The organism is Acinetobacter lwoffii, assembly GCF_024129855.1.
Taxonomy (GTDB): Bacteria; Pseudomonadota; Gammaproteobacteria; order Pseudomonadales; family Moraxellaceae; genus Acinetobacter; species Acinetobacter lwoffii_L.
Map to the genome: position 1 here is coordinate 67,551 of NZ_JAMXXC010000003.1, position 19,656 is coordinate 87,206.

At 43.6% G+C, this 19,656-nt stretch carries 19 protein-coding genes and 5 tRNA genes; 16 read left to right on the top strand and 8 right to left on the bottom strand.

Features of this window, described 5'->3' with window-relative positions; all coding sequences use genetic code 11:
- Positions 1 to 25: 25 nt before the first annotated feature.
- Positions 26 to 745, top strand: a complete 720-nt coding sequence (gene phoU / locus NI465_RS03820; RefSeq protein ID WP_005108465.1) for a phosphate signaling complex protein PhoU — start codon at positions 26 to 28, stop codon at positions 743 to 745.
- Between the two features lie 60 nt (positions 746 to 805).
- Here the strand turns inward: phoU and NI465_RS03825 are convergent, their stop codons facing one another.
- The gene (locus NI465_RS03825) at positions 806 to 2,608 is read right to left on the bottom strand and encodes an ABC transporter ATP-binding protein (RefSeq protein ID WP_148334354.1); all 1,803 of its coding nucleotides are present in this window, start codon (positions 2,606 to 2,608) and stop codon (positions 806 to 808) included.
- A gap of 151 nt (positions 2,609 to 2,759) precedes the next feature.
- On the opposite strand from NI465_RS03825, the gene NI465_RS03830 reads away from it, so the two are divergent.
- Positions 2,760 to 3,380 carry an alpha-ketoglutarate-dependent dioxygenase AlkB family protein gene (locus NI465_RS03830; RefSeq protein ID WP_180086783.1) on the top strand — a complete coding sequence of 207 codons (621 nt, stop codon included), beginning with the start codon at positions 2,760 to 2,762 and terminating at the stop codon, positions 3,378 to 3,380.
- Positions 3,381 to 3,444: 64 nt separating this feature from the next.
- Here the strand turns inward: NI465_RS03830 and ruvX are convergent, their stop codons facing one another.
- The gene (ruvX, locus tag NI465_RS03835; RefSeq protein WP_180086784.1) at positions 3,445 to 3,888 is read right to left on the bottom strand and encodes a Holliday junction resolvase RuvX; all 444 of its coding nucleotides are present in this window, start codon (positions 3,886 to 3,888) and stop codon (positions 3,445 to 3,447) included.
- Positions 3,881 to 4,435, bottom strand: coding sequence for a YqgE/AlgH family protein (locus tag NI465_RS03840; protein ID WP_180086785.1), 555 nt, complete (start codon positions 4,433 to 4,435; stop codon positions 3,881 to 3,883). Before NI465_RS03840 ends, ruvX begins: the two co-directional genes overlap by 8 nt.
- Positions 4,436 to 5,098: 663 nt before the next feature.
- Here NI465_RS03840 and NI465_RS03845 point away from each other — a divergent pair.
- The 4 genes from NI465_RS03845 to NI465_RS03860 are packed head-to-tail and all read left to right on the top strand — an operon-like array spanning position 5,099 to position 8,529.
- A complete protein-coding gene (locus tag NI465_RS03845) occupies positions 5,099 to 6,457 on the top strand; it encodes a COG3014 family protein (protein ID WP_184412800.1) in 1,359 nt (452 codons plus the stop codon).
- A 19-nt stretch (positions 6,458 to 6,476) separates the two neighbouring features.
- The gene (locus NI465_RS03850) at positions 6,477 to 6,878 is read left to right on the top strand and encodes a YcfL family putative periplasmic lipoprotein (RefSeq protein WP_005248406.1); all 402 of its coding nucleotides are present in this window, start codon (positions 6,477 to 6,479) and stop codon (positions 6,876 to 6,878) included.
- 12 nt (positions 6,879 to 6,890) lie between these two features.
- Positions 6,891 to 7,490 carry a penicillin-binding protein activator LpoB gene (lpoB, locus tag NI465_RS03855; RefSeq protein WP_253144373.1) on the top strand — a complete coding sequence of 200 codons (600 nt, stop codon included), beginning with the start codon at positions 6,891 to 6,893 and terminating at the stop codon, positions 7,488 to 7,490.
- Positions 7,491 to 7,542: 52 nt separating this feature from the next.
- On the top strand, positions 7,543 to 8,529 hold the full coding sequence (locus NI465_RS03860) for a CsgG/HfaB family protein (RefSeq protein ID WP_005108477.1): 987 nt from the start codon (positions 7,543 to 7,545) through the stop codon (positions 8,527 to 8,529).
- A gap of 86 nt (positions 8,530 to 8,615) precedes the next feature.
- Here NI465_RS03860 and recN read toward each other — a convergent pair whose 3' ends face one another.
- Positions 8,616 to 10,277, bottom strand: coding sequence for a DNA repair protein RecN (gene recN, locus NI465_RS03865; protein WP_005248405.1), 1,662 nt, complete (start codon positions 10,275 to 10,277; stop codon positions 8,616 to 8,618).
- Positions 10,278 to 10,717: 440 nt separating this feature from the next.
- Here recN and ppnP point away from each other — a divergent pair, with 440 nt between their 5' ends.
- The 3 genes from ppnP (at position 10,718) to NI465_RS03880 (ending at position 12,855) form a co-directional block, all read left to right on the top strand.
- Positions 10,718 to 11,041: a pyrimidine/purine nucleoside phosphorylase gene (ppnP, locus tag NI465_RS03870; protein ID WP_253144376.1), complete on the top strand. Its 324-nt coding sequence runs from the start codon at positions 10,718 to 10,720 to the stop codon at positions 11,039 to 11,041.
- 134 nt (positions 11,042 to 11,175) lie between these two features.
- The gene (gene rlmB / locus NI465_RS03875) at positions 11,176 to 11,925 is read left to right on the top strand and encodes a 23S rRNA (guanosine(2251)-2'-O)-methyltransferase RlmB (protein ID WP_005101440.1); all 750 of its coding nucleotides are present in this window, start codon (positions 11,176 to 11,178) and stop codon (positions 11,923 to 11,925) included.
- 3 nt (positions 11,926 to 11,928) lie between these two features.
- Positions 11,929 to 12,855 (top strand): DMT family transporter, encoded by a 927-nt coding sequence (locus tag NI465_RS03880; RefSeq protein ID WP_253144378.1) that lies wholly within the window; start codon positions 11,929 to 11,931, stop codon positions 12,853 to 12,855.
- A 20-nt stretch (positions 12,856 to 12,875) separates the two neighbouring features.
- Here NI465_RS03880 and coaE read toward each other — a convergent pair whose 3' ends face one another.
- Genes coaE through pilB form a run of 4 tightly spaced genes read right to left on the bottom strand, consistent with a single transcriptional unit; the run spans position 12,876 to position 17,331 of the window.
- Positions 12,876 to 13,475, bottom strand: coding sequence for a dephospho-CoA kinase (gene coaE, locus NI465_RS03885; protein WP_253144380.1), 600 nt, complete (start codon positions 13,473 to 13,475; stop codon positions 12,876 to 12,878).
- Position 13,476: 1 nt separating this feature from the next.
- Positions 13,477 to 14,340, bottom strand: a complete 864-nt coding sequence (locus NI465_RS16705; RefSeq protein WP_290446900.1) for a prepilin peptidase — start codon at positions 14,338 to 14,340, stop codon at positions 13,477 to 13,479.
- Between the two features lie 17 nt (positions 14,341 to 14,357).
- A complete protein-coding gene (locus NI465_RS03900; protein WP_253144382.1) occupies positions 14,358 to 15,590 on the bottom strand; it encodes a type II secretion system F family protein in 1,233 nt (410 codons plus the stop codon).
- 31 nt (positions 15,591 to 15,621) lie between these two features.
- Entirely contained in the window at positions 15,622 to 17,331 is a 1,710-nt protein-coding gene (gene pilB, locus NI465_RS03905) for a type IV-A pilus assembly ATPase PilB (protein WP_180086793.1), read from the bottom strand.
- Between the two features lie 277 nt (positions 17,332 to 17,608).
- Between pilB and tpiA the strand changes: the two genes are divergently transcribed.
- The 7 genes from tpiA to NI465_RS03940 all read left to right on the top strand — a co-directional run bounded on the left by tpiA (position 17,609) and on the right by NI465_RS03940 (position 19,588).
- A complete protein-coding gene (gene tpiA, locus NI465_RS03910; RefSeq protein WP_086044368.1) occupies positions 17,609 to 18,400 on the top strand; it encodes a triose-phosphate isomerase in 792 nt (263 codons plus the stop codon).
- 13 nt (positions 18,401 to 18,413) lie between these two features.
- Positions 18,414 to 18,743, top strand: a complete 330-nt coding sequence (gene secG, locus NI465_RS03915; RefSeq protein WP_004281101.1) for a preprotein translocase subunit SecG — start codon at positions 18,414 to 18,416, stop codon at positions 18,741 to 18,743.
- Positions 18,744 to 18,796: 53 nt separating this feature from the next.
- Positions 18,797 to 18,881: transfer RNA gene (locus NI465_RS03920), tRNA-Leu, on the top strand.
- Positions 18,882 to 18,935: 54 nt separating this feature from the next.
- Positions 18,936 to 19,012 (top strand) — tRNA-Met (locus NI465_RS03925).
- Positions 19,013 to 19,092: 80 nt separating this feature from the next.
- Positions 19,093 to 19,169, top strand: a tRNA-Met gene (locus tag NI465_RS03930).
- Positions 19,170 to 19,237: 68 nt separating this feature from the next.
- Positions 19,238 to 19,314, top strand: a tRNA-Met gene (locus NI465_RS03935).
- A 197-nt stretch (positions 19,315 to 19,511) separates the two neighbouring features.
- Positions 19,512 to 19,588 (top strand) — tRNA-Met (locus NI465_RS03940).
- Positions 19,589 to 19,656: the final 68 nt, after the last annotated feature.

Here is a 19,656-nt window from a genome sequence, read left to right on the forward strand (position 1 = left end):
CTCTATCGTTCAGGAGTAGCTTTCCTTGTGTCCAAATAATCCTGTATTAAGCCATCACATTTCTTCGCAATTTAATGAAGAACTGCAGGACGTAAATACCAAATTCATGACGATGGGCGGACTGGTAGAACAGCAGGTAGCTAATGCCATTCATGCCCTATTGGACACAGATGTCTCAATGGCAGTAGATGTGCAGTTTCAAGATAATGTCGTCAATCAGATGGAACGAGATATTGATGAAGCGCTGACCCTGATTCTGGCGCGCCGTCATCCTGCCGCGATTGATTTACGTATGGTGCTTGCCATGTCCAAGGCCAATACCGATCTGGAACGGATTGGCGATGAAGCCTCGAAAATAGGCCGAATTGCACAAAGCTTATGTGAAGAGGGCGGCTCACCGCGCGGTTATATGGAAACCCGGCATATTGGCAACCAGGTGCGGGTGATGATTCATGATGCACTGGATGCTTTTGCGCGTCTGGATGTAGATCAAGCTTTGAAGGTCATGTTGGCAGATGCGGATATTGACCGTGAGTATCAATCAGCCACACGTACGCTTATGACTTATATGATTGAAGATCCGCGGCATATCAGTCGTGTCATCAATGTATTATGGGTGCTCCGTTCGCTAGAAAGAATTGGCGATCATGCCCGGAATATTTCGGAACAGGTGATCTATATGGTCAAAGGTTTTGATGTGCGTCATACCAGCGTTGAAGAAATTGAACAAAAAGTTCAGCGTTAAACGTTCCAGACTTAAATAAAAAAACCTCCAGCTCGGAGGTTTTTTATTGGGATAGAAAAGCTAACTATGAGTTTCTTCCTCAGCATCATCTTCAAAAGTTTTGGCAATTTTTTCAATATTCAGGCTTTTGGCCATCGCATCAAAGATTTCCTTATATACGCCTTGCTGATGATAAAGCTGGTCGTGTTCACCATGTTCGGCAATCGTTCCTTCTTTCATTACATAGGTATAATCCGCATCAATAATCTGCGACAGGCTATGCGAAATGATGATCACGGTACGGCCTTGCTTGATCTGGTCCAGACTTTGTTTGATCTGTTCCGTGGCAATTGCATCCAGACTCGCCGTCGGTTCATCCAGAAAAATGATCGGTGGATTTTTCAGGAACATCCGTGCCAAGGCAATCCGTTGCTGCTGGCCGCCAGACAGCATCAAGGCATCGCTGTCATAGCCATCCGGTAACTGTAAAATCTGCTCATGAATCGAGGCTTTTTCTGCCGCCTCAATTACATCTTCCATTGAGGCAGTAGTTTTGCCGTAACGGATATTGTCAAAGATGGTGCCCTGAAAAATATGGTTTTTTTGTAAGACCAGACCAATATGATCGCGTAGATATTGGGTGTCATAATCTTTCAGGTCAATGCCATCCAGTTTGATCTGGCCTTGCTGTGGTTCATAAAATTTATCCAGCAAACTGATCAGGGTGGATTTTCCGGCACCCGATAAGCCCACCAAGGCGGTAATTTTATTGGGACGAATTTCCATATCAATATCTTTCAGGGCATGGTGGCCGTTTGGATAATAAAAATTCACGCCACTCAGTTCAAATTTTCCTTGGACAATCGGTTTCTGCTGACCGCTTTGTTCAATTTCATCATCTGCTTCCAGAATCTTGAAAAAGCTTTCTGAATAGATCATGGCGTCATTTACTTCATCATAAATCCGGTGCAGGGATCGGATTGGGGCAGAGACATTATTAAACAGCAACACATGAAACATGATCATGCCAATACTCATCTGGCCATCCAGCACAAAGTAGGAGGTTAGAATAATGATGAGTACAATCCCGATCTGTTCCAGAAAAGTTTTCAGGCCATCAAACAGGAAACTGGTCTGGCGGGTTTTCATCTGATTGTTGGTCAATTCACGCTGTAATCCCAACTGCTTTTCCGATTCAATCGACTCGCGGTTAAAGGATTTGATCACAGTAATCGAGTTGATGATGCTGAGAATGCCCTGACTCTTTTTCTCCCGACCATCGCGAAGACTGCGGCGCCAGCCCCCCAGCTTTTGCGCCTGTTTATAGGTCAACCAGAAATAGATCGGGACAATGGCAGTTGCAACCAGACCGACATAGACATTGGCATAGTACATCAACCCCAAAGCCACAATAGCACTGGTAAATAACGGTAAAATATCAATGAAAAAGATCTGTACCAGACGGGTCAGTGAGCCAATACCACGGTCAATCCGGGTCTGTAATTTACCGGCCTGATTATTTTCCTGATTAAAAAATTCCAGACGATATTTTAAAAACTTTTCAATAATCCCCTGGGCCAGATCCTGAGAGACAAAAATCCGCAGTTTCTCTCCATAGAACTTCTGCCCGAACTGAACAAAGGCATTAATAATTTCTTTGCCGAGCAAAATTGCCGAAATCGTGATCAGAATATGCCAGCCTTGTTCCAGTCCTTGACCGGCTTCGAGTAACGAATTGATGCTGTCGACTGCATATTGCAAGGTAATGGCATTGACCTGTGCGGTGAATGAACCGATCAGGGTCAGAATCAGCGTGGCAATCACCAGCAACCGGTAAGGCTGAACAAAGGGACGAAGTTTCTGAAACAGCTGCCATAAGTTCATAAAAGGATTATTTTTATTGTGAAAGTTGAATTCAGTCTAGGCAGGAATTAGGCAAGCCACAAGCATAAATGTTGTAGTCATTTGTGAAGAGCAGTTGTAATCCTTTAGGTCGAATGTCAGTATTTTCATGTGGATACTGGATCTGATTGATATGACGCTCGATTTATTTGCACCCCAGCCGCAAGCCAATGTATTACCTTTTGATGGGGTAGTAGAAGATTATGGCCTGATTTTGGATCAGGAACAAAGCCAGCAGTATCTACAGCATTTTCTCAGTCAGCTGGCCTGGCAACATGATGAAGTGCATTTATTTGGCAAGCACCATGTCACAGGTCGCCAGGTGGTCTGGTATGGCGATGAACATTATCAGTATCGTTATTCTGGTACGCTTAAACAAGCTCAGGTATGGACACCCGGATTATTCCGTTTAAAGCAGCATATTGAAATTCTGGTCGGTCATCCCTTTAATTCCTGTCTGGCCAATTTGTATGAAGATGGTTCGCAAGGCTTGGGTTGGCATAGTGATGATGAGCCGGCTTTATATACAGGTACTTCTCGGGAAAATGTCATCGCTTCTCTGAGTCTGGGAGCCACCCGCAAAATGAGCTTTAAGCATAAAACCCACAATGAGAAAGTCGATGTACTTTTACATAGTGGGCAGTTGATTGTGATGCGAGGTGCGACACAGCAACACTGGAAGCACAGTATCAGCAAAACCAGCAAAGTTTTAACACCACGAATTAACCTGACCTTTCGTTATTTTTATCCTTAAGAAGCATTTTGGAGCATAAAAAAGCACCCTGAAGGATGCTGATTTAAAAAATTTTCAAAACAGATTAAGGCGTGATCCCAGCTGGATGGCGATACCAGCTTTCAATCAACAATGCAGCCGCAATGCTGTCGGCAGAGATTTTCTTGCCACGACCTTGAGCCTGATAATGCCCCAGTTCATCGCGTGCTTCACGGGTGGTCAAACGTTCATCTACCATCCAGGTTTCAATATTGGTCTGATGACGTAAACGGCGGGCAAATTTTCGCGCCCGTGTCGACAGCTCCGATTCACTATCATCCATATTCAATGGCAAACCGACCAGAAATAAATTCGGTTGATGGCTTTTCACGATTTTGAGCAATTCATCCCAGTTGGGAATACCATCTTTCATGGGAAATAAGGGTAGGGGATTGGTACTTGCAATCAGGGATTGTCCAACCGACATTCCCATTTTTTGTGTACCAAAATCAAACGCCATAATGGTTTGTGGCGCGTTTACATCAGGCATGTCCAATCTCGGAAGATAACCAGTTGCGGTCTACGCCCATTTTTCTATAGGCAGCGTCCCAACGGTCGTTATAAGGTAAGTTAAAAATCAGATCCATATCAGAATCGCATATCAGCCAGTCACCACGGGCAATTTCCTGTTCCAGCTGATGCTTGCCCCAGCTGGCATAACCGAGGGCAATCTGATAGCGCCCGACACCTTCATTATGCGCAATCGCATCCAGAATATCTTTGGAGGTGGTAATGCAGACATTTTCACCCACGGCGATGGAGGAATGCCAGGTCGGCTGACCGGTATGCAAGACAAAACCGGCCTCAGGACGTAAAGGACCGCCTTGCAATACCTCATGCGGATTAACATTGTCTGCTTCAATATCAAGATCATTCAGCAATTCTTTAATTTGAATGCCGGCAGGTCGATTGATAATGATGCCTTGGGCACCATCTTCATCATGACGAGCGAGATAAATGACCGTCTGGGCAAAAAAATCATCATTCGCATGCGGCGGTGCAATCAGACAACGATGTGTCAGAAACTGTTTGGTCACCTGAGCAGTTCTCCCAAAGTCAGTATGCTATGCAGTCTGAAAAAGTGAAGCATGGCCTACGGGCCTAATTGTAATCACTCAAACAGCGGCTTTCTTCCTGCTAGTTATCCCATAAAATGCTTAGGCTGACAACTTGGATATGGGGTAAATCAGGCATGAACAGGTTAAGGCCGGTTTTAAAATTCCTTTTAAAAAGACCTTCAGTGATTTTATTTAAATGATGGGAGGTAGTTTTAAGCGTTTTTTATTTATGCTAAAACAGCCAGATAAACCGAGTAAAAACTTACTTAAATTTTAATAAAAAATATTAAATATATTGTAGTGGAATGATAAATAATAACAATAGATCATTCATGGTTAAAAGTAGACTATATATAGTTTCTTGCTTTTAAATAGAATTTATCTGAAAACTAAAGGCAAGTTATTATAATCTCAGCTCATTAATTAAGCTCTAACTATATTTCGATACATAGTTTCTAGTGATTAAAAAATGGTCAATATTACATAACAAACTATAATATTTGTTTATTTATGTAATAAATTTGCGATATATTGTACAGAATATTTCAATTATTATACAAAATATACACATTGAAACCATATTGCTTTGTTTGTAGAATGCAGAAATTTTCATCTTTAATTTATTTTTTTAATGGGGTTGTTATGCATCATATTTTAAAAGGGACTTTAATTTCTGCGCTATTTTCTGTGTCGGTCACTTCACAGGCAGCAGTATTTAGTAGTTATAATGAAGAAGGTAGTTTTTTCCGTAGTCATTTGAATAGCGCTTTATCTGAAAACCTCATTACTCAGTTTAAGGACAAAGCTGATTCAAAGGATGGAGTTTTATATTTACTTGAACAAGCCCGCTTATTACAAGTTAACCATCAATATGAAGAAAGCCGAGATTATTATAAGCAAGCCTTTACGCTGTTAGAAAAACAAAAAAATCGGGCCAAAATTAGTGTGTCCCGAATGGGGTTTAAGGCTCTTGCCATGGTCAGCAATGACTCTGTAGTGCCTTATCTGGTACCAGCACATGAGCAGGTGCTGGCGCATATTTCCCAAGCTAAAAACTATATTTTCTTAAAGGATCTGGAAGCTGCTGCGGTAGAAATGCGCGTGGCTCAGGGCCTCCAGCGTGAAATCGAATTGTTGCACCAAAAAGAACTAGAAAAGAAAAAAGACAAAGTAGCTAAAAACACGGAAGCAGAGAAGAATCTAAGTGTGCTGGATGAAGCTTTTGTCGGTCTGGACCCCATAGCCGGCAAGATTAAGAACAGCTATCAGAATGCCTACGCTTTTTATATGGCAGCCAATTTATGGGAAACCTTGGGTGAATACAATGATGCCTTGGTTGATTATAAGAAAGCTTATGAGTTACAACCAGATAAGCAAATTTTCGAAGACGTGAAACGTCTGGATCAACTGGTCACACAGCATAAGAAGGGTAGTGTTCCGGTGATTGTATTTATCGAACAGGGAATTGTACCGCAAAAGGTGGAAAATAAAATTGATGTCCCTACACCGGGCGGTTTAATCAATATTGCTTTTGCGACCTATGAACCAAGTACCTATGTGATACCAACTAGCCTGAAAGTGAAAGTCAATAATAAAGCTTTACAAGACAGTTATGTGATTAGTGATATTGGTGCTTTGGCCGTCAAGGACCTCAAAGAAAAAATTATGGCGAATGTGAGCAGTCAGGTGCTGCGCGCCACTGCAAAATATGCCGCACAAAAAGAACTTGGTAACCAGTTTGGTGTGTTTGGTCAACTTGCCGGTAACGTCTTAAATATGGCGACTGAGCGTGCTGACTTGCGTGGCTGGAGTACCTTGCCGAGTAATGCTCAGATTGCGCGCTTAAATTTAACGCCGGGCAAACATAATTTACAACTTTCTAGCGGGAGTGTATCTAGCTCTCCGGTCACCCTAGATGTGAAAGCCAATCAAACAGTGTTTGTCTATGCCCATCATGTTAATGACAAAATTACGGCTAGTGTAAGCACCATTCCACATTAATCATAAATAAGGGAACAATATGAAACGTCAATTTAGCTTTGCTGTACTTGGTTTAGGGGCGCTGTTCATGGTGGGTTGTACCGCACCGAATGCCTTATCTACCCAAACCAATGCCAATAATGAAATGAGTATCCGCACCATTACCAATAATCCGGTATTAACTACGGAAGTCTTTGTGGAACGTGTGAATATGAGCTTGGTTGGTGATTTAAAGCGTGCTTCAATCGCGATCAAAAACCGCCGTTTTAACAATAAAGATTTTAGCTACAAGATTGTTTGGGTGGATGCACAAGGTGTGGAAGTTAATCCTGAAGGTGCCATCTGGAAGCCGATCCAGTTAACCGGACGTGAAACCAAAGGTGTGCAGTCCTTGGCGCCAAATCCATCTGCTGTTGATGTTGTTGTGTATTTGAAAAAATAAGAGAGACTTGAAATGAACGCAAAATTGATTTTCGCCGCATTGGCAACTACGACACTGCTTAGTGGCTGTGCCTCTACTGGTTCAGTAAGTTATGGTGATGCCCAAGCAGTCGAAACCTTAACCACAGACTTTGGTTCAACTGACTTGCAAATGATTGCAGCCAAAATGGTGGATGACATGTTGATGTTCCCGCCAGTGGTGCAAATGACCCAAAACCGCCGTCCGGTCATTGTCCTTGATCGGATTCATAACAAAACCCAGGAACATATCGATACCGAATCGATTACTGACAGTATTCAGAACAAACTAATCAATTCTGGAAAATTTCGTTTTGTTGATATGAAATCGGTGAATGCGTTGGCACAGCAGCTAGCTTATCAAAAGCAAAGCGGTATGGTGAACCAGTCAACAGCAGTACGTGCCGGTGGTCATATTGGTGCCGAATTTATGCTAAATGGCAACTTGTCGAGTATTGTGAAGAATGCCGGTGGCAAGAGTGATGTGTATTACAAGTTCACTTTTAAATTGCAAAACCTGCAAACTGGTATCGTAGAGTGGACTGGCGAGAAAGAAATCCGTAAGGCAGGCAAACGCTCGACTTTTGGTCTGTAATTTCAATGAAGGTCACTGTGCTTTTGGCACAGTGACTGTAGAAGAATATAATATGAAAAAAATATTACTTGCAGGCCTGTTGTCTGGATTGTTGAGCGCTCCGGCCTTTGCAGCCATTAAAGAAGTGGTTAAAGAAGCCAGTGGAAGTGGTCCAACTCAACACCAGGCGATTTCTGAAGCCTTATTAATTGCTGTGCAATCGGTAAATGGTGCTTCAGTTTCTTCCCAAATGAATTATGAAGAGACTGTTTCTGTATCGGTGAATAATCAGGGCTGGAGTTATAACGGTAAAGTTTCACCAGTTTTTAGTGTGGCAAATCAAGGTTCAGGTTCAGTGACCAAGTTTCAGGTGCTGAGTGTGACGGGTGCAAAAAATAATTACCGTGCCAAAGTTCGCGCACATGTGGTGAAGTTTGAATCGACTGTACAAGACCAGCATTTGCGCAGGATTGCAGTATTGCCATTCCAGATGGCCGAGAAAAATAACCGACTGGCCAATGACACATCTGCCTATGAGTTTAGTCAGGAATTATCCGATACTTTAGGAAATTATCTGGCTCAAAGCGGACAGTTGAGTGTGGTAGATCGTCATTATCTGGATGAAATGCAGTCTGAAAATGCATTCCTGTATTGGGATGGTGCACCGCATGAGCTGGCGCGTATCGGTCAGAAAGTTGGAGCAGACTATTTACTGGTGGGACGAATTAATGATCTGTCTAGTGCCAGCCATCAGCAAATGTATGGTTTGAATGCCGGCGCTGAACAAGTGCGTTTAAGCTGGCGTGTCATTGAAGCCAATACCAGTAAAGTGGTAGCAGCGGGCACTTTCAATCGAACTCTGTCTAATTTAATGACACAGAATATTCTGACCAATAGTTTAAATGACAGTACGGCGGATAAAATTGCTCAGGGCTTAAACCCGGAAATTTTACAGGGCTTAAAATTACAGCCTGTACAGTCTCAGACTGGTCAATCTTATGATTCATCACCGGGCTATGAAATGACGCCAGGTTCAAGCGATCAACCTGTAAAATGGTAAGTTAATATTAGTTCGAATGATTTTTAACACATAAAAAATCTCTGACCTAAATGCAGGGATTTTTTATGTGTCGCTTTACAAGTAGCTCAAGCCTGCTGAAATTTCAGCTGACGTAACTGGCGGGCATGTTGCAAGGTGGTTTCACTAATCTCTACACCGCCTGTCATTCTTGCAAGCTCCTGAATAATTTCATTTTCCTCAAGGTCAATGATTGTGCTGCTGGCAGGATCAGTCTGCTGTTTTTTTACCAGTAGATGCTGATCAGATTGTGCTGCCACTTGTGCCTGATGGGTAATACACAGAATCTGTACATGCTGGGCCAGATCGGCCAGTAAACGCCCGACAATCTCTGCGGTACCACCACTAATCCCGACATCAATTTCATCAAAGACCAGCACTTCAGCTTCGGTTTTTTCCGCATTCATGACTTGCATCACTAGCGCAATACGCGAGAGTTCACCGCCTGATGCAACCCGGGCCAAAGGCTGTGCCGGAATGCCTTTATTGGCAGTAAACAGCAATTGAATAAAGCTGAGACCTTCACTAGAGGGATGCTCCAAAGGCTCAAACTTGAACTCAAAATGTGCTTCAGGCAATGCCAGTTGTTTGACCTGCTCAGTGAGCTGCTTGGCCAACGGTGCTGCGGCTTCACGGCGAATCTGATCCAGATGTTGGGCTTTATCCAGAAACTCCTGATAAGAAACCGCGACCTGTTCAGCCAGTGTTTCCGGATCTTCCAGTTGATGCAGCTGTTCTAATTCGGTTTGCCAGGCTTCATATTCTTCTTTGAGTAATTCTGGCTGGGTACGATATTTACGTGCCAGACGATGGAAGATTTCTAAAGTCGAATTTAGTACTTCCATGCGTTCCGGATCAAAACTCTGCCGATCCATAAACTGGCGTAAATTCGCTGCTGCATCTTCAAGTTCGCTTTGGGCATTCAGCAGGGAGGTGTAAATTCCGGAAAGCTGTTCGCTACGACCGGCATGTGATTCCATGCGACGTAGAATGGAAGCCAGTTCTTGGGAAATATTCTGTTCGCCTTCATCCAGACTATTCAGGCTATAGACACAGTCCTGCATGATCGCTTCATGATGGGAAAGCCGGTCAAATTCCTGTTCAATCTCCTGATAATCCGTCTGAACAATTTCTTCCAGTTCTTCTAGCTGCAGTTCCAAGGTTTCCATGCGTTGCTTACGGGTCGCTTGTGCATCTAGCGCTGCCTGATGCTGACGAATATTTTTCTGCCAAGTGCTATACGCATCACGTACTGCTTGAGCCGGCGCATAAAAATGATAATAACGATCCAGCCAGTGCTTCGGATAAGGTGGTTCTAATAATTGTTGCTGACTATGCTGGCTATAGAGTTGTACTAGTAAACGCCCAATTTCTTTCAGTTCAGACAGGCTGCTCGGACGTCCATTGATCCAGGCCTTACTACGGCCGGTGGCAAAAATCACCCGTCGTAAATGAATTTCACCTGATTCATCATCCAGCTCATGCTCTTTCAACCAGGCTGCTTCAGGACTGTGTTCCTGATAGCTGAAGCTGGCGGTGACATCCGCCTTTTCCGTACCATAACGCACATAATTGGTATCGGTTCGCTCACCCAGACAGGCAGACAATGCATCCAGTAACAGGGATTTACCTGCACCGGTTTCACCGGTTAAAACGTTAAAACCTTTATCAATATCAATAGCAAGATGCTCGGCTAAAGCAAAATTGATCAGAGTTAAATGTGTCAGCATAAACGCATCCGGGCTGCGAAAAGTTTGATTGAAATAGCCTGATGTTGGATTGGGGTCACAACATGGCTGTGATTATTATAAATCAGGACGAATCAATTTCATTCTATCTTAAATTTTAACGATTCATATATGCTTATTTCACTGTATTTTCGCAAGAAGCTGTCTCAGAAGTCCGTTAATTCACTGCTGATTTTCATATTTTTGACATCCCCAATCTTTAAATTAATGACTCAATTCAGCTTATTTCAAAAGAGAATGCACAAATCGAAACTGAAGCTCATCTACCAGCAAAATACAGGCCAAAACATCCTACAAATAGAAGGGATTCAGCGATACAGAATATTTTATCGGCGTCGATAAACTTCGATTGATTAGTTGAGGGTGCACATTTAAACTACAGCAATCAAAATATTACAAAATGCTTTATCTGGAGAAATCGCATGTCAGCTCAGTTTGATCATGTATCGGTACTTAAAAAATCTAATGTATATTTCGGCGGGTTGTGTATTAGTCACATTGTACAATTTGAAGATGGGACCAAGAAAACGTTGGGGGTTATTCTGCCATCAGAAAATGCCTTGACCTTTGAAACACATGTTCCTGAGCGCATGGAAATTGTTTCAGGTGAATGCCGTGTTCAGATTGGCGATAGCGAACAAAGTGAGCTGTTCCGTGCGGGGCAGTCTTTCTATGTGCCGGGCAATAGCCGTTTTAAAATCGAAACCGATGATGTGCTGGACTATGTCTGCCATTTTGAAGGTTAAGTCCAGATTCAAGATCAGTGCAAACCGGGCAAGAAATTTCAGTGCGAATCGGTTAAACTAATCAGCTATAGAAATCCTGTGAAGTCAGCTTTACGGGATTTTTCTTTTGTATATAACTAATCTAGAGGTCGTTCATGGCAAAACCTGAATATTTTTATGGCGTACATTCAGTGGAGTCATTGTTAGAGCTTGAGCCTGAACGTGTCTTGACATTATTCACTCTCAAAGGACGCGATGATCAGCGTTTAAAGCGTGTACTGGAACTGGCTGAACCGTTTGGGATCAGTGTGCAGCAAGCCAGCCGTGACAAACTGGAGAAACTGGCCGGGCAACCGTTTCACCAAGGTGTGGTCGCTGCGGTACGTGCACATCCGACCCTGAATGAAAAAGATCTTGAGTCATTATTGAGTGCGAATCCTCAAGCATTGTTATTGGCTCTTGATCATATTACCGATCCGCACAATCTCGGTGCCTGTATCCGTACAGCCGCTGCAATGGGCGTTGAGGCAGTGATTGCGCCACGTGATCGTTCTGCAACTTTAACCCCGACAGCACGTAAAGTGGCTGCTGGTGGTGCGGACAAAGTCAAATTCATTCAGGTGACCAATCTGGCGCGTACTTTGGGTCAAATCAAAGAAGATTTTAATGTTCGTGTGGTTGGTACCATGCTGGATGAAAAAGCGCTGCCGATTCAGAATTTTGATTTTACCGGTACCGGAGTTTGTGTGGTGATGGGTGCGGAAGATACCGGCCTACGTCCAATTACCCAAAGCCAATGTGATCAGACCGTGTATATCCCGATGGCAGGTAATCTGCAAAGTCTGAATGTCAGTGTGGCTACAGGTATGGCACTGTATGAAGCCTGCCGTCAGCGTAACCTTTAATTGATGATGGCATTGTCAGACCGTACCCAAGGCTATGTTTTTTTAGTTGTTACCATGTGCATCTGGGGCGGTTTTACCTTAACGGCTCGCCTGAATGCACTTTGGCAGATCAGTGCCTGGGATATTGTGGCCTTGCGTTTTTCTCTGGCCTTCCTGATTCTGATGCCGATCTTGCTCTATCGTAAAGAGGCCGCTTTTTTACTGAAAAAAGAGCCTTTTATTTTAGCGATGATTGGTGGGGTGATTTACTGCCTGTTTGCCTATAGCGCTTTTCACTACGCACCTACCGCCCATGCTGCAATTTTCTTGAATGGCTGTATTCCAATCTGTACCGCGATTATGGCTTTTTTTCTGATGGGGCAGGCTTTTGATAAACATACCTGGGCCAGCCTGATCATTATGATCGTAGTACTATGTCTCATGACTATGCTGATGTATAGGGAAACTGGTGTGGCCTTTGGAGCAGGAGACGGGCTGTTTTTTATTAGTGCTATACTTTGGGCGATTTTTACCGTTTTATTGCGTAAATATCAGCTAACTGCATGGCAGGCAATGTGTGGTGTCGCGATCTGGTCGGCAGTGGTTTATGTGCCGATTTATCTGCTATTTTTACCGAAAAACCTGAGTGTGCCTGAACCCGAGCATTTACTGTTTCAGACCATTTTTCACGGCATATTTGTGGTGATTATTGCTACTTTAAGTTATGTAGAAGCCATCAAGCGTCTTGGTGCATTTAAGGCAGGCAGTATTACCAATCTTGCACCTTTTATTGCGGCAATTCTGGCTGTACCTTTATTAAATGAAACTTTAAGTCTGGCCATGGTGTGTGGCCTGATGGGTATGGCAGTCGGGGCCTTACAGCCGTGGCGCTGGTTACAGCATCAGGACAGTCTAAGCCGAAAATTAGCAGAACAAAAAAAACAGTCTTAATCAGACTGTTTTTTTATGCTTCAGCTGGCTGCCATGTTTAAATATTTTTGATGTAATAGTCTGAGATGGGCATAGAGATGATCCAGATGACCATCATTTAGGACAATATTATCGGCCATGGTCTGCTTTTGTTCGCGGGACATTTGGGCAGCAATGATATTGCGAATTTGTTCGATATTCTGGCCGTCACGTTGTGAGGCCCGCTCAATTTGCAGTTCGATGGTGGCGTCAATCAGTAAGGTATGCTGGGTGAGTTCGTGCTGATTGGTTTCAAATAAAAGTGGTGAAACCAGAATGGCATAGGGACTTTGCGCAGCATGTAGTTGCTGGATAATGGAAGTGCGAATTGCCGGATGGGTAATACTTTCCAGGGTCTTGCGTGCTTCAGGAGATTGGAAGATATATTCACGCAAGGCACGCCGATTCAGTGAGCCATCGGCAAGCAGTACCCAATCGCCAAAAGCCTGCTGAATCTGGGTAAGTGCAGGCTGCCCAAGTTCGACCACTTCACGTGCTACCACATCGGCATCGACTACCGTGATCCCTTGTGCTTCAAACCAGTGACTGGCAGCAGACTTGCCACTGCCAATCCCACCAGTTAAACCGAGTACAAATTTCAATTTATTGACCTAAATACACTTTCATAATTTGTTCACCCCAAAGAAAAGCAATCCAGCCGGCAATCGCAATATAAGGACCAAAAGCAAAAGGCTGATTTTCCTTGCGAACTTTTAGCAGAATGATGCCAATAATCGCACCTACCAGGGAAGACAGCAGCACAATTAAAGGCAATAATAATGGACCCATCCAGGCGCCCAAAGCCGCAAGCAGTTTAAAATCGCCATAGCCCATACCTTCTTTACCGGTGATGATTTTAAACAGGTAATACACTATCCATAAACATAAAAAGCCAATGATGTAGCCCCAGATGGCAGAGCTTGGGGAGGTATAGAGTGCATAACTATTTACGCCCAGACCTAGTGCAGCCAGGGGCAGGGTATAACGGTCCGGTAATAACTGGGTATCAAAATCAATAAAGGTTAGGGCAATCAGCACATAAGTCAGGATCAGTCCAAACAGCATTTGCATTGTCGGGCCAAATACTGCGACGACAAGCAGTGCACAAACTGCCGTCAGAATTTCAACAAATGGATAACGGATACTGATGGGATTCTGGCAGTTGCCGCACTTGCCGCGCAAGACCAGCCAGCTGATAACTGGAATATTCTGGTACCAGCGGATTGGCTGATGACATTTAGGGCAAGTCGAAGCGGGTTTGCTTAAACTTAATTTCGCTTCATCAATCACCGGCTGTTCCGGATGCAAAAACATCTGGCAATCGGTACGCCATTCCTGTTCCATCATCTTGGGCGTACGGTAAATCACTACATTTAGAAAGCTGCCGATACATAAACTAAAAAGCCCAACTGCGATATACAACGCCGTTGGGTTTTGAATAAAATAAGAAATAATATTACTGAACAAGATATTTAACCTGCTGATTAGCCAACGACTGAACCCATTTGGAAGATTGGAAGATACATGGCAATCACCAGACCACCGACAAGAACACCTAGAACAGCCATAATCAATGGTTCCATCATCGAGGTTAAGCCATCTACTGCATTATCAACTTCATTTTCATAATGGGTAGCAACTTTATCCAGCATGGCATCTAATGCACCTGATTCTTCACCAATTGCGACCATTTGGATGGCCATGGAAGGAAACTTGTTGGTGACCCGCATGGCAAACTGTAGCTGTTGACCAGTAGCGACATCTTCACGGATTTTCATCACAGCATTTTCATAGACTACATTATTGGTGGCGCCGGCAGTAGATTCTAGTGCATCAATCAAGGGTACCCCGGCTGCGAAAGTCGTGGCCAGAGTGCGACTATAACGGGCAATAATCGCCTTATACACTAGATCCCCGAAAATCGGTGCCTTGAGCGCTGCTTTATCCAGAAAATCACGGAATTTTTTACTGCGTTTTTTGGCTTCTAAAAATGCTGTAATCGCTATCCCGATACCAATAATTAATAGGAACCAGTATTGCTGGAACCAGTTAGACATGTTGACAACCAGTTGTGTAAAGGCGGGAAGATCAGCACCAAAGCCTTGAAATAGTTCTTGGAATACAGGAACAACCTTAACCATTAAGATGATAGTAACAGCAATAGCTACCACTATGACTGATATAGGGTATTTCATAGCTTTTTTGATTTTTTGCTTGAGCAGTTCGCTTTTTTCTTTATAAATTGCTACACGATCGAGCATAGTTTCAAGAGCACCCGACTGCTCGCCTGATTCAACTAAAGAGCAAAATAAATTATCAAAATACTGTGGATATTTACGCAGTGCTCCAGCGAAAGTGTTACCCCCCTCGACTTCACCTTTAATTCCCAGTACAACTTCACGCATGGATGGATTTTCCAGACCTTCTGCGACAATCTCAAAGCCTTGTACCAGTGGTACCCCGGCTTTCATCATGGTCGCCAACTGTCGGGTAAAAATTGTAATATCCAGTGTTGAGACTTTTTTCTTCATCAAGCCTTCAAGGATATTTTTTTTCTTTTCCCGAATGGTCTTGATGCTGATGCCTTGTTTCCGAAGGGTGACCTTGGCCAGAGCCATATTTTTTGCTGGCAATTCCCCCTTGATCTTTGCCCCTTTACGATCAATTCCTTCATAGCTGAAGATCGGCATCATCTGGCCTTTCTTTACTGCTGCCATACCTTTATCCTTATTTTAGATCAGCGCCTGATCATTCGCTGGTGACACGATTGACTTCCTGTAAAGAAGTCACCCCCTGCATCACCTTGATTAAACCTGATCGGCGTAAATTGTTAAAACCTGCGCGTGCGGAAGCATCGGCAATTTCAAGTGCATTGCCGTCCTCCATAATAATTCTGGAAATTTCGGGTGTTACTTTCATAACTTCATAAATACCCACACGACCCTTATATCCTTCGCGACATTCATTGCAGCCCACCGGTTCATAAATTTGGAACTCAGGTTGCTGCAAGTCGGTTTCGGTAAAACCCATCTCCAGTAAGCTTTGTTTCGGAATATCGGCAGGTTTTTTACATTGTGAACACAAACGACGCGCCAACCGTTGTGCAATGACCAGGTTGACTGAAGTGGCAATATTGAAAGAAGGCACCCCCATATTGCGTAAACGGGTCAAAGTCTCAGGCGCACTATTGGTATGCAGCGTCGACATCACCATATGACCAGTCTGCGCCGCTTTAATCGCAATCTCGGCAGTTTCCAGATCCCGGATCTCACCGACCATCACGATATCCGGGTCTTGACGTAAGAAGGACTTTAGGGCGGCAGAGAAGGTCAGTCCGACCTTATTATTGACGTTGACCTGATTAATGCCTTGCAAGTTAATCTCGACCGGATCTTCCGCCGTTGAGATATTAGTATCTTCACGATTGAGTATATTCAGACCAGTATACAGTGAAACGGTTTTACCGGAACCGGTCGGGCCGGTGATCAGCAGCATCCCTTGCGGTTTGTCCAGTGCCTGCATAAACAACTCTTTTTGTTCTGGTTCATAACCTAGGGCATCAATCCCCAGCATCGCGCTGGATGGATCCAGAATACGCAGTACCAGCTTCTCGCCAAACAGGGTAGGGAGAGAGTTGACACGGAAGTCAATGGCTTTGTTTTTGGATAATTTTAGTTTGATTCGACCATCTTGCGGTACCCGTTTTTCTGAAATGTCCATTTGCGACATAACCTTAAGACGTGAAGACAAGCGGTTTGCCAGCTGTAAGGGCGGGGTTGCAATCTGACGTAGAACACCATCGACCCGGTAACGTACCCGATAGATTTTTTCATAAGGTTCAAAGTGTAGATCTGAAGCGCCCATACGGATCGCATCAATCAGCAATTTATTAATATATTTGACAATCGGTGCTTCTTCACCCTTGTTACTGTCATCCTCTTCTTTATTCGGATCAGCAGATTCGACATCAACATCCAGATCAAATTCTTCATCAAACTCAAACGTGCTTTCTTCAGTAAAATTCTGCTCGATCAGTTTTTCAAGTTTATTGTGTTCAACAATAATGGTTTCAATATTGAGTTTAGTCGAAAAACGGACTGCATCGATCGCTTCGATATTGGTCGGGTTGCTGGTCGCAACATATAAAATACTGGAATTTTTAAAAATCGGCAGGATGCGATACTTGGTAATCAGCTTTTCATCAATCGCATCCCGCAAAATTTGGGCAGGATCATAGGCACTGATATCAAACAGCGGTTCGCCAAATTCAACTGAAATCGTTTCAGCAATGATGGTCGGAGAAAGCTGCTGCTGGTTAATTAACTCAGCCACAATATCGACTTTTTCTTGTTTGGCATGCGCCAACGCACTGCGCATATCTTCAGCCGAGATGAGGCCTTCCTCGACCAAACGACGAATAAATCCGGTAAATCTTGGCGACCCCTGTAATGCTGTCATGCTATAAATGCCTACTCATCAAATTCTTTTAATTGCTATACTAAAATTATACGTTTGTTACGTAAAAATACCATAGCCAAGAGTGCTGCTAGCTTCCTCATCTCCAGTAAAAGCATGAACTGGTTAGAAGAAGTCCACATTTTTTTAAGTGATAACAAAAAATAACCATTTTGGATAGTCTAAACCGAGAATGAGTGATAAGAAAACTATTCTTTTAATTTTCCAATTCCGTGTAGAATGTGCCCAATTCAAAATATGTAAATGAAATAGGTTAATTATGTCGGTTTCGACGATTACCCCTTGGGTGATAGGTAACTGGAAAATGAATCCGGTGCAGGCAGAGGCATTGAGCTTGGTGCGTGGTATTAAGAATTTGCTGGAAACTGCGCCAATTGCCGAAGATCAATGTTATTTAGGTGTGGCACCGATTGCCATTGCCTTAAGTCAGATTCAGGCAGAGCTGTCATCTGCGGTTCGTCCGATTTATACTGTAGCACAAGATGTTTCACGTATTTCAGGAACGGGTGCCTATACCGGTGAAGTCAGTGCTGAATTACTCGCAGACAGCCAAATCCAGTATGTACTGGTAGGTCATTCTGAGCGCCGTGAAATATTTGCGGAAAATACTGATATTTTAAATGCTAAAATCAAAAATGCTTTAAGTGCTGGTTTGACGGTAATTTATTGTGTCGGTGAAAGTCTGGAACAACGTGAAGCAGGGCAGGCAGAAACTGTAGTATTGCAACAAATTTGTGATATCGCTGCTGTGGTTGAATCAGAGCAATGGAAAAATATCGTGATTGCTTATGAACCGATCTGGGCAATTGGAACCGGTAAAACAGCTTCTCCTGAAGATGCACAGGCCATGCATGCACAAATCCGTCAAGGTTTAAGCCAGATTACGGGCTATGGCGAGAGTATGGCGATTCTATATGGTGGTAGTGTTAAGCCGGAAAATGCAGTAGAGTTAGCAGCCTGCCCAGATATCAATGGGGCATTGGTCGGTGGTGCATCACTCAATGCTGAGTCGTTCCATAAAATTGCTCATGCATTTGCAAATACACAATAATTAGGAGTTCAGCATGCAAACTTTTGTGCTGGTAGTACATATTATCTTAGCTGTTTTGATGATTGTCTTGATTTTGGTTCAGCATGGTAAAGGTGCAGATGCTGGTGCCTCTTTCGGCGGTGGTGGTGCAGCGACAGTATTTGGAGCATCGGGTTCGGGTAATTTCATGACCCGTTTGACTGCAATTTTTACTGCACTGTTTTTCGTAACCAGTCTGACTTTGGCGATTTTAGCCAAGCAACAAACCTCGAATGCCTATAGTTTGGGATCGGTTCAGTCTGCGCCGACCACACCTGTACAATCGAATGAAACTTCACCAACTGCACCAGAAACGACCGAATAGTTTTAATTAATCCTTTCTTTTTTTCAGTGATACGACTAGAATGCGTCACAGCTGCGGTGGTGGTGGAATTGGTAGACACGCTACCTTGAGGTGGTAGTGCTTTCGGGCGTGGGGGTTCAAGTCCCCCCTTCCGCACCAACTTATAATCCAGAAATTTAAGTTGGTGTATGCAGCTGAAAAAACTTCTGTTGATGCGGGATGGAGCAGTCTGGTAGCTCGTCGGGCTCATAACCCGAAGGTCGTTGGTTCAAATCCAGCTCCCGCTACCAATCAATCCTTTTAGAAGACGCAAACTTTCAAGAGGCAGCTTAAACCAGTATTAAGCTGAGAAATTTAATTTGCATGTTGTTGCGGGATGGAGCAGTCTGGTAGCTCGTCGGGCTCATAACCCGAAGGTCGTTGGTTCAAATCCAGCTCCCGCTACCAATCTTTTAAAGATGCAAACTTTAAAAGCAGTTTAAGTCTTTTAAACTGAAATGTTATTTGTACGCTGATGCGGGATGGAGCAGTCTGGTAGCTCGTCGGGCTCATAACCCGAAGGTCGTTGGTTCAAATCCAGCTCCCGCTACCATTTTAAATGGTTTGGTAAGTGTTATTTATAGATCTAGTTGATGGCCTGTCGGGCTCAACCCTCTATAAACTGGCGAAGGTTGTTGGTTTACATCCGGCTCCCACTACCAATTTTTCAGTGACAGATGACAAATATGCAGAATGATGTGGTTTTGATTGAAAAGTTCTCATCTTTTGTATATAATTTTTGCACGTTGATGCGGGATGGAGCAGTCTGGTAGCTCGTCGGGCTCATAACCCGAAGGTCGTTGGTTCAAATCCAGCTCCCGCTACCAAGTTTCTAAAAAGAGGCTCACAACAAGGTGGGCCTTTTTGCACAGTGGGATTTGAAAAAATCTTAAAT

Excerpts from the sequence above, each read along its gene's own strand:
- NI465_RS03825 (WP_148334354.1), bottom strand. The coding sequence starts at position 2,608 with ATGAACTTATGGCAGCTGTTTCAGAAACTTCGTCCCTTTGTTCAGCCT.
- NI465_RS03830 (WP_180086783.1), top strand. The coding sequence starts at position 2,760 with ATGACGCTCGATTTATTTGCACCCCAGCCGCAAGCCAATGTATTACCT.
- ruvX (WP_180086784.1), bottom strand. The coding sequence starts at position 3,888 with ATGCCTGATGTAAACGCGCCACAAACCATTATGGCGTTTGATTTTGGT.
- NI465_RS03845 (WP_184412800.1), top strand. The coding sequence starts at position 5,099 with ATGCATCATATTTTAAAAGGGACTTTAATTTCTGCGCTATTTTCTGTG.
- NI465_RS03850 (WP_005248406.1), top strand. The coding sequence starts at position 6,477 with ATGAAACGTCAATTTAGCTTTGCTGTACTTGGTTTAGGGGCGCTGTTC.
- lpoB (WP_253144373.1), top strand. The coding sequence starts at position 6,891 with ATGAACGCAAAATTGATTTTCGCCGCATTGGCAACTACGACACTGCTT.
- NI465_RS03860 (WP_005108477.1), top strand. The coding sequence starts at position 7,543 with ATGAAAAAAATATTACTTGCAGGCCTGTTGTCTGGATTGTTGAGCGCT.
- recN (WP_005248405.1), bottom strand. The coding sequence starts at position 10,277 with ATGCTGACACATTTAACTCTGATCAATTTTGCTTTAGCCGAGCATCTT.
- ppnP (WP_253144376.1), top strand. The coding sequence starts at position 10,718 with ATGTCAGCTCAGTTTGATCATGTATCGGTACTTAAAAAATCTAATGTA.
- rlmB (WP_005101440.1), top strand. The coding sequence starts at position 11,176 with ATGGCAAAACCTGAATATTTTTATGGCGTACATTCAGTGGAGTCATTG.
- NI465_RS03880 (WP_253144378.1), top strand. The coding sequence starts at position 11,929 with ATGATGGCATTGTCAGACCGTACCCAAGGCTATGTTTTTTTAGTTGTT.
- NI465_RS03900 (WP_253144382.1), bottom strand. The coding sequence starts at position 15,590 with ATGGCAGCAGTAAAGAAAGGCCAGATGATGCCGATCTTCAGCTATGAA.
- pilB (WP_180086793.1), bottom strand. The coding sequence starts at position 17,331 with ATGACAGCATTACAGGGGTCGCCAAGATTTACCGGATTTATTCGTCGT.
- tpiA (WP_086044368.1), top strand. The coding sequence starts at position 17,609 with ATGTCGGTTTCGACGATTACCCCTTGGGTGATAGGTAACTGGAAAATG.
- secG (WP_004281101.1), top strand. The coding sequence starts at position 18,414 with ATGCAAACTTTTGTGCTGGTAGTACATATTATCTTAGCTGTTTTGATG.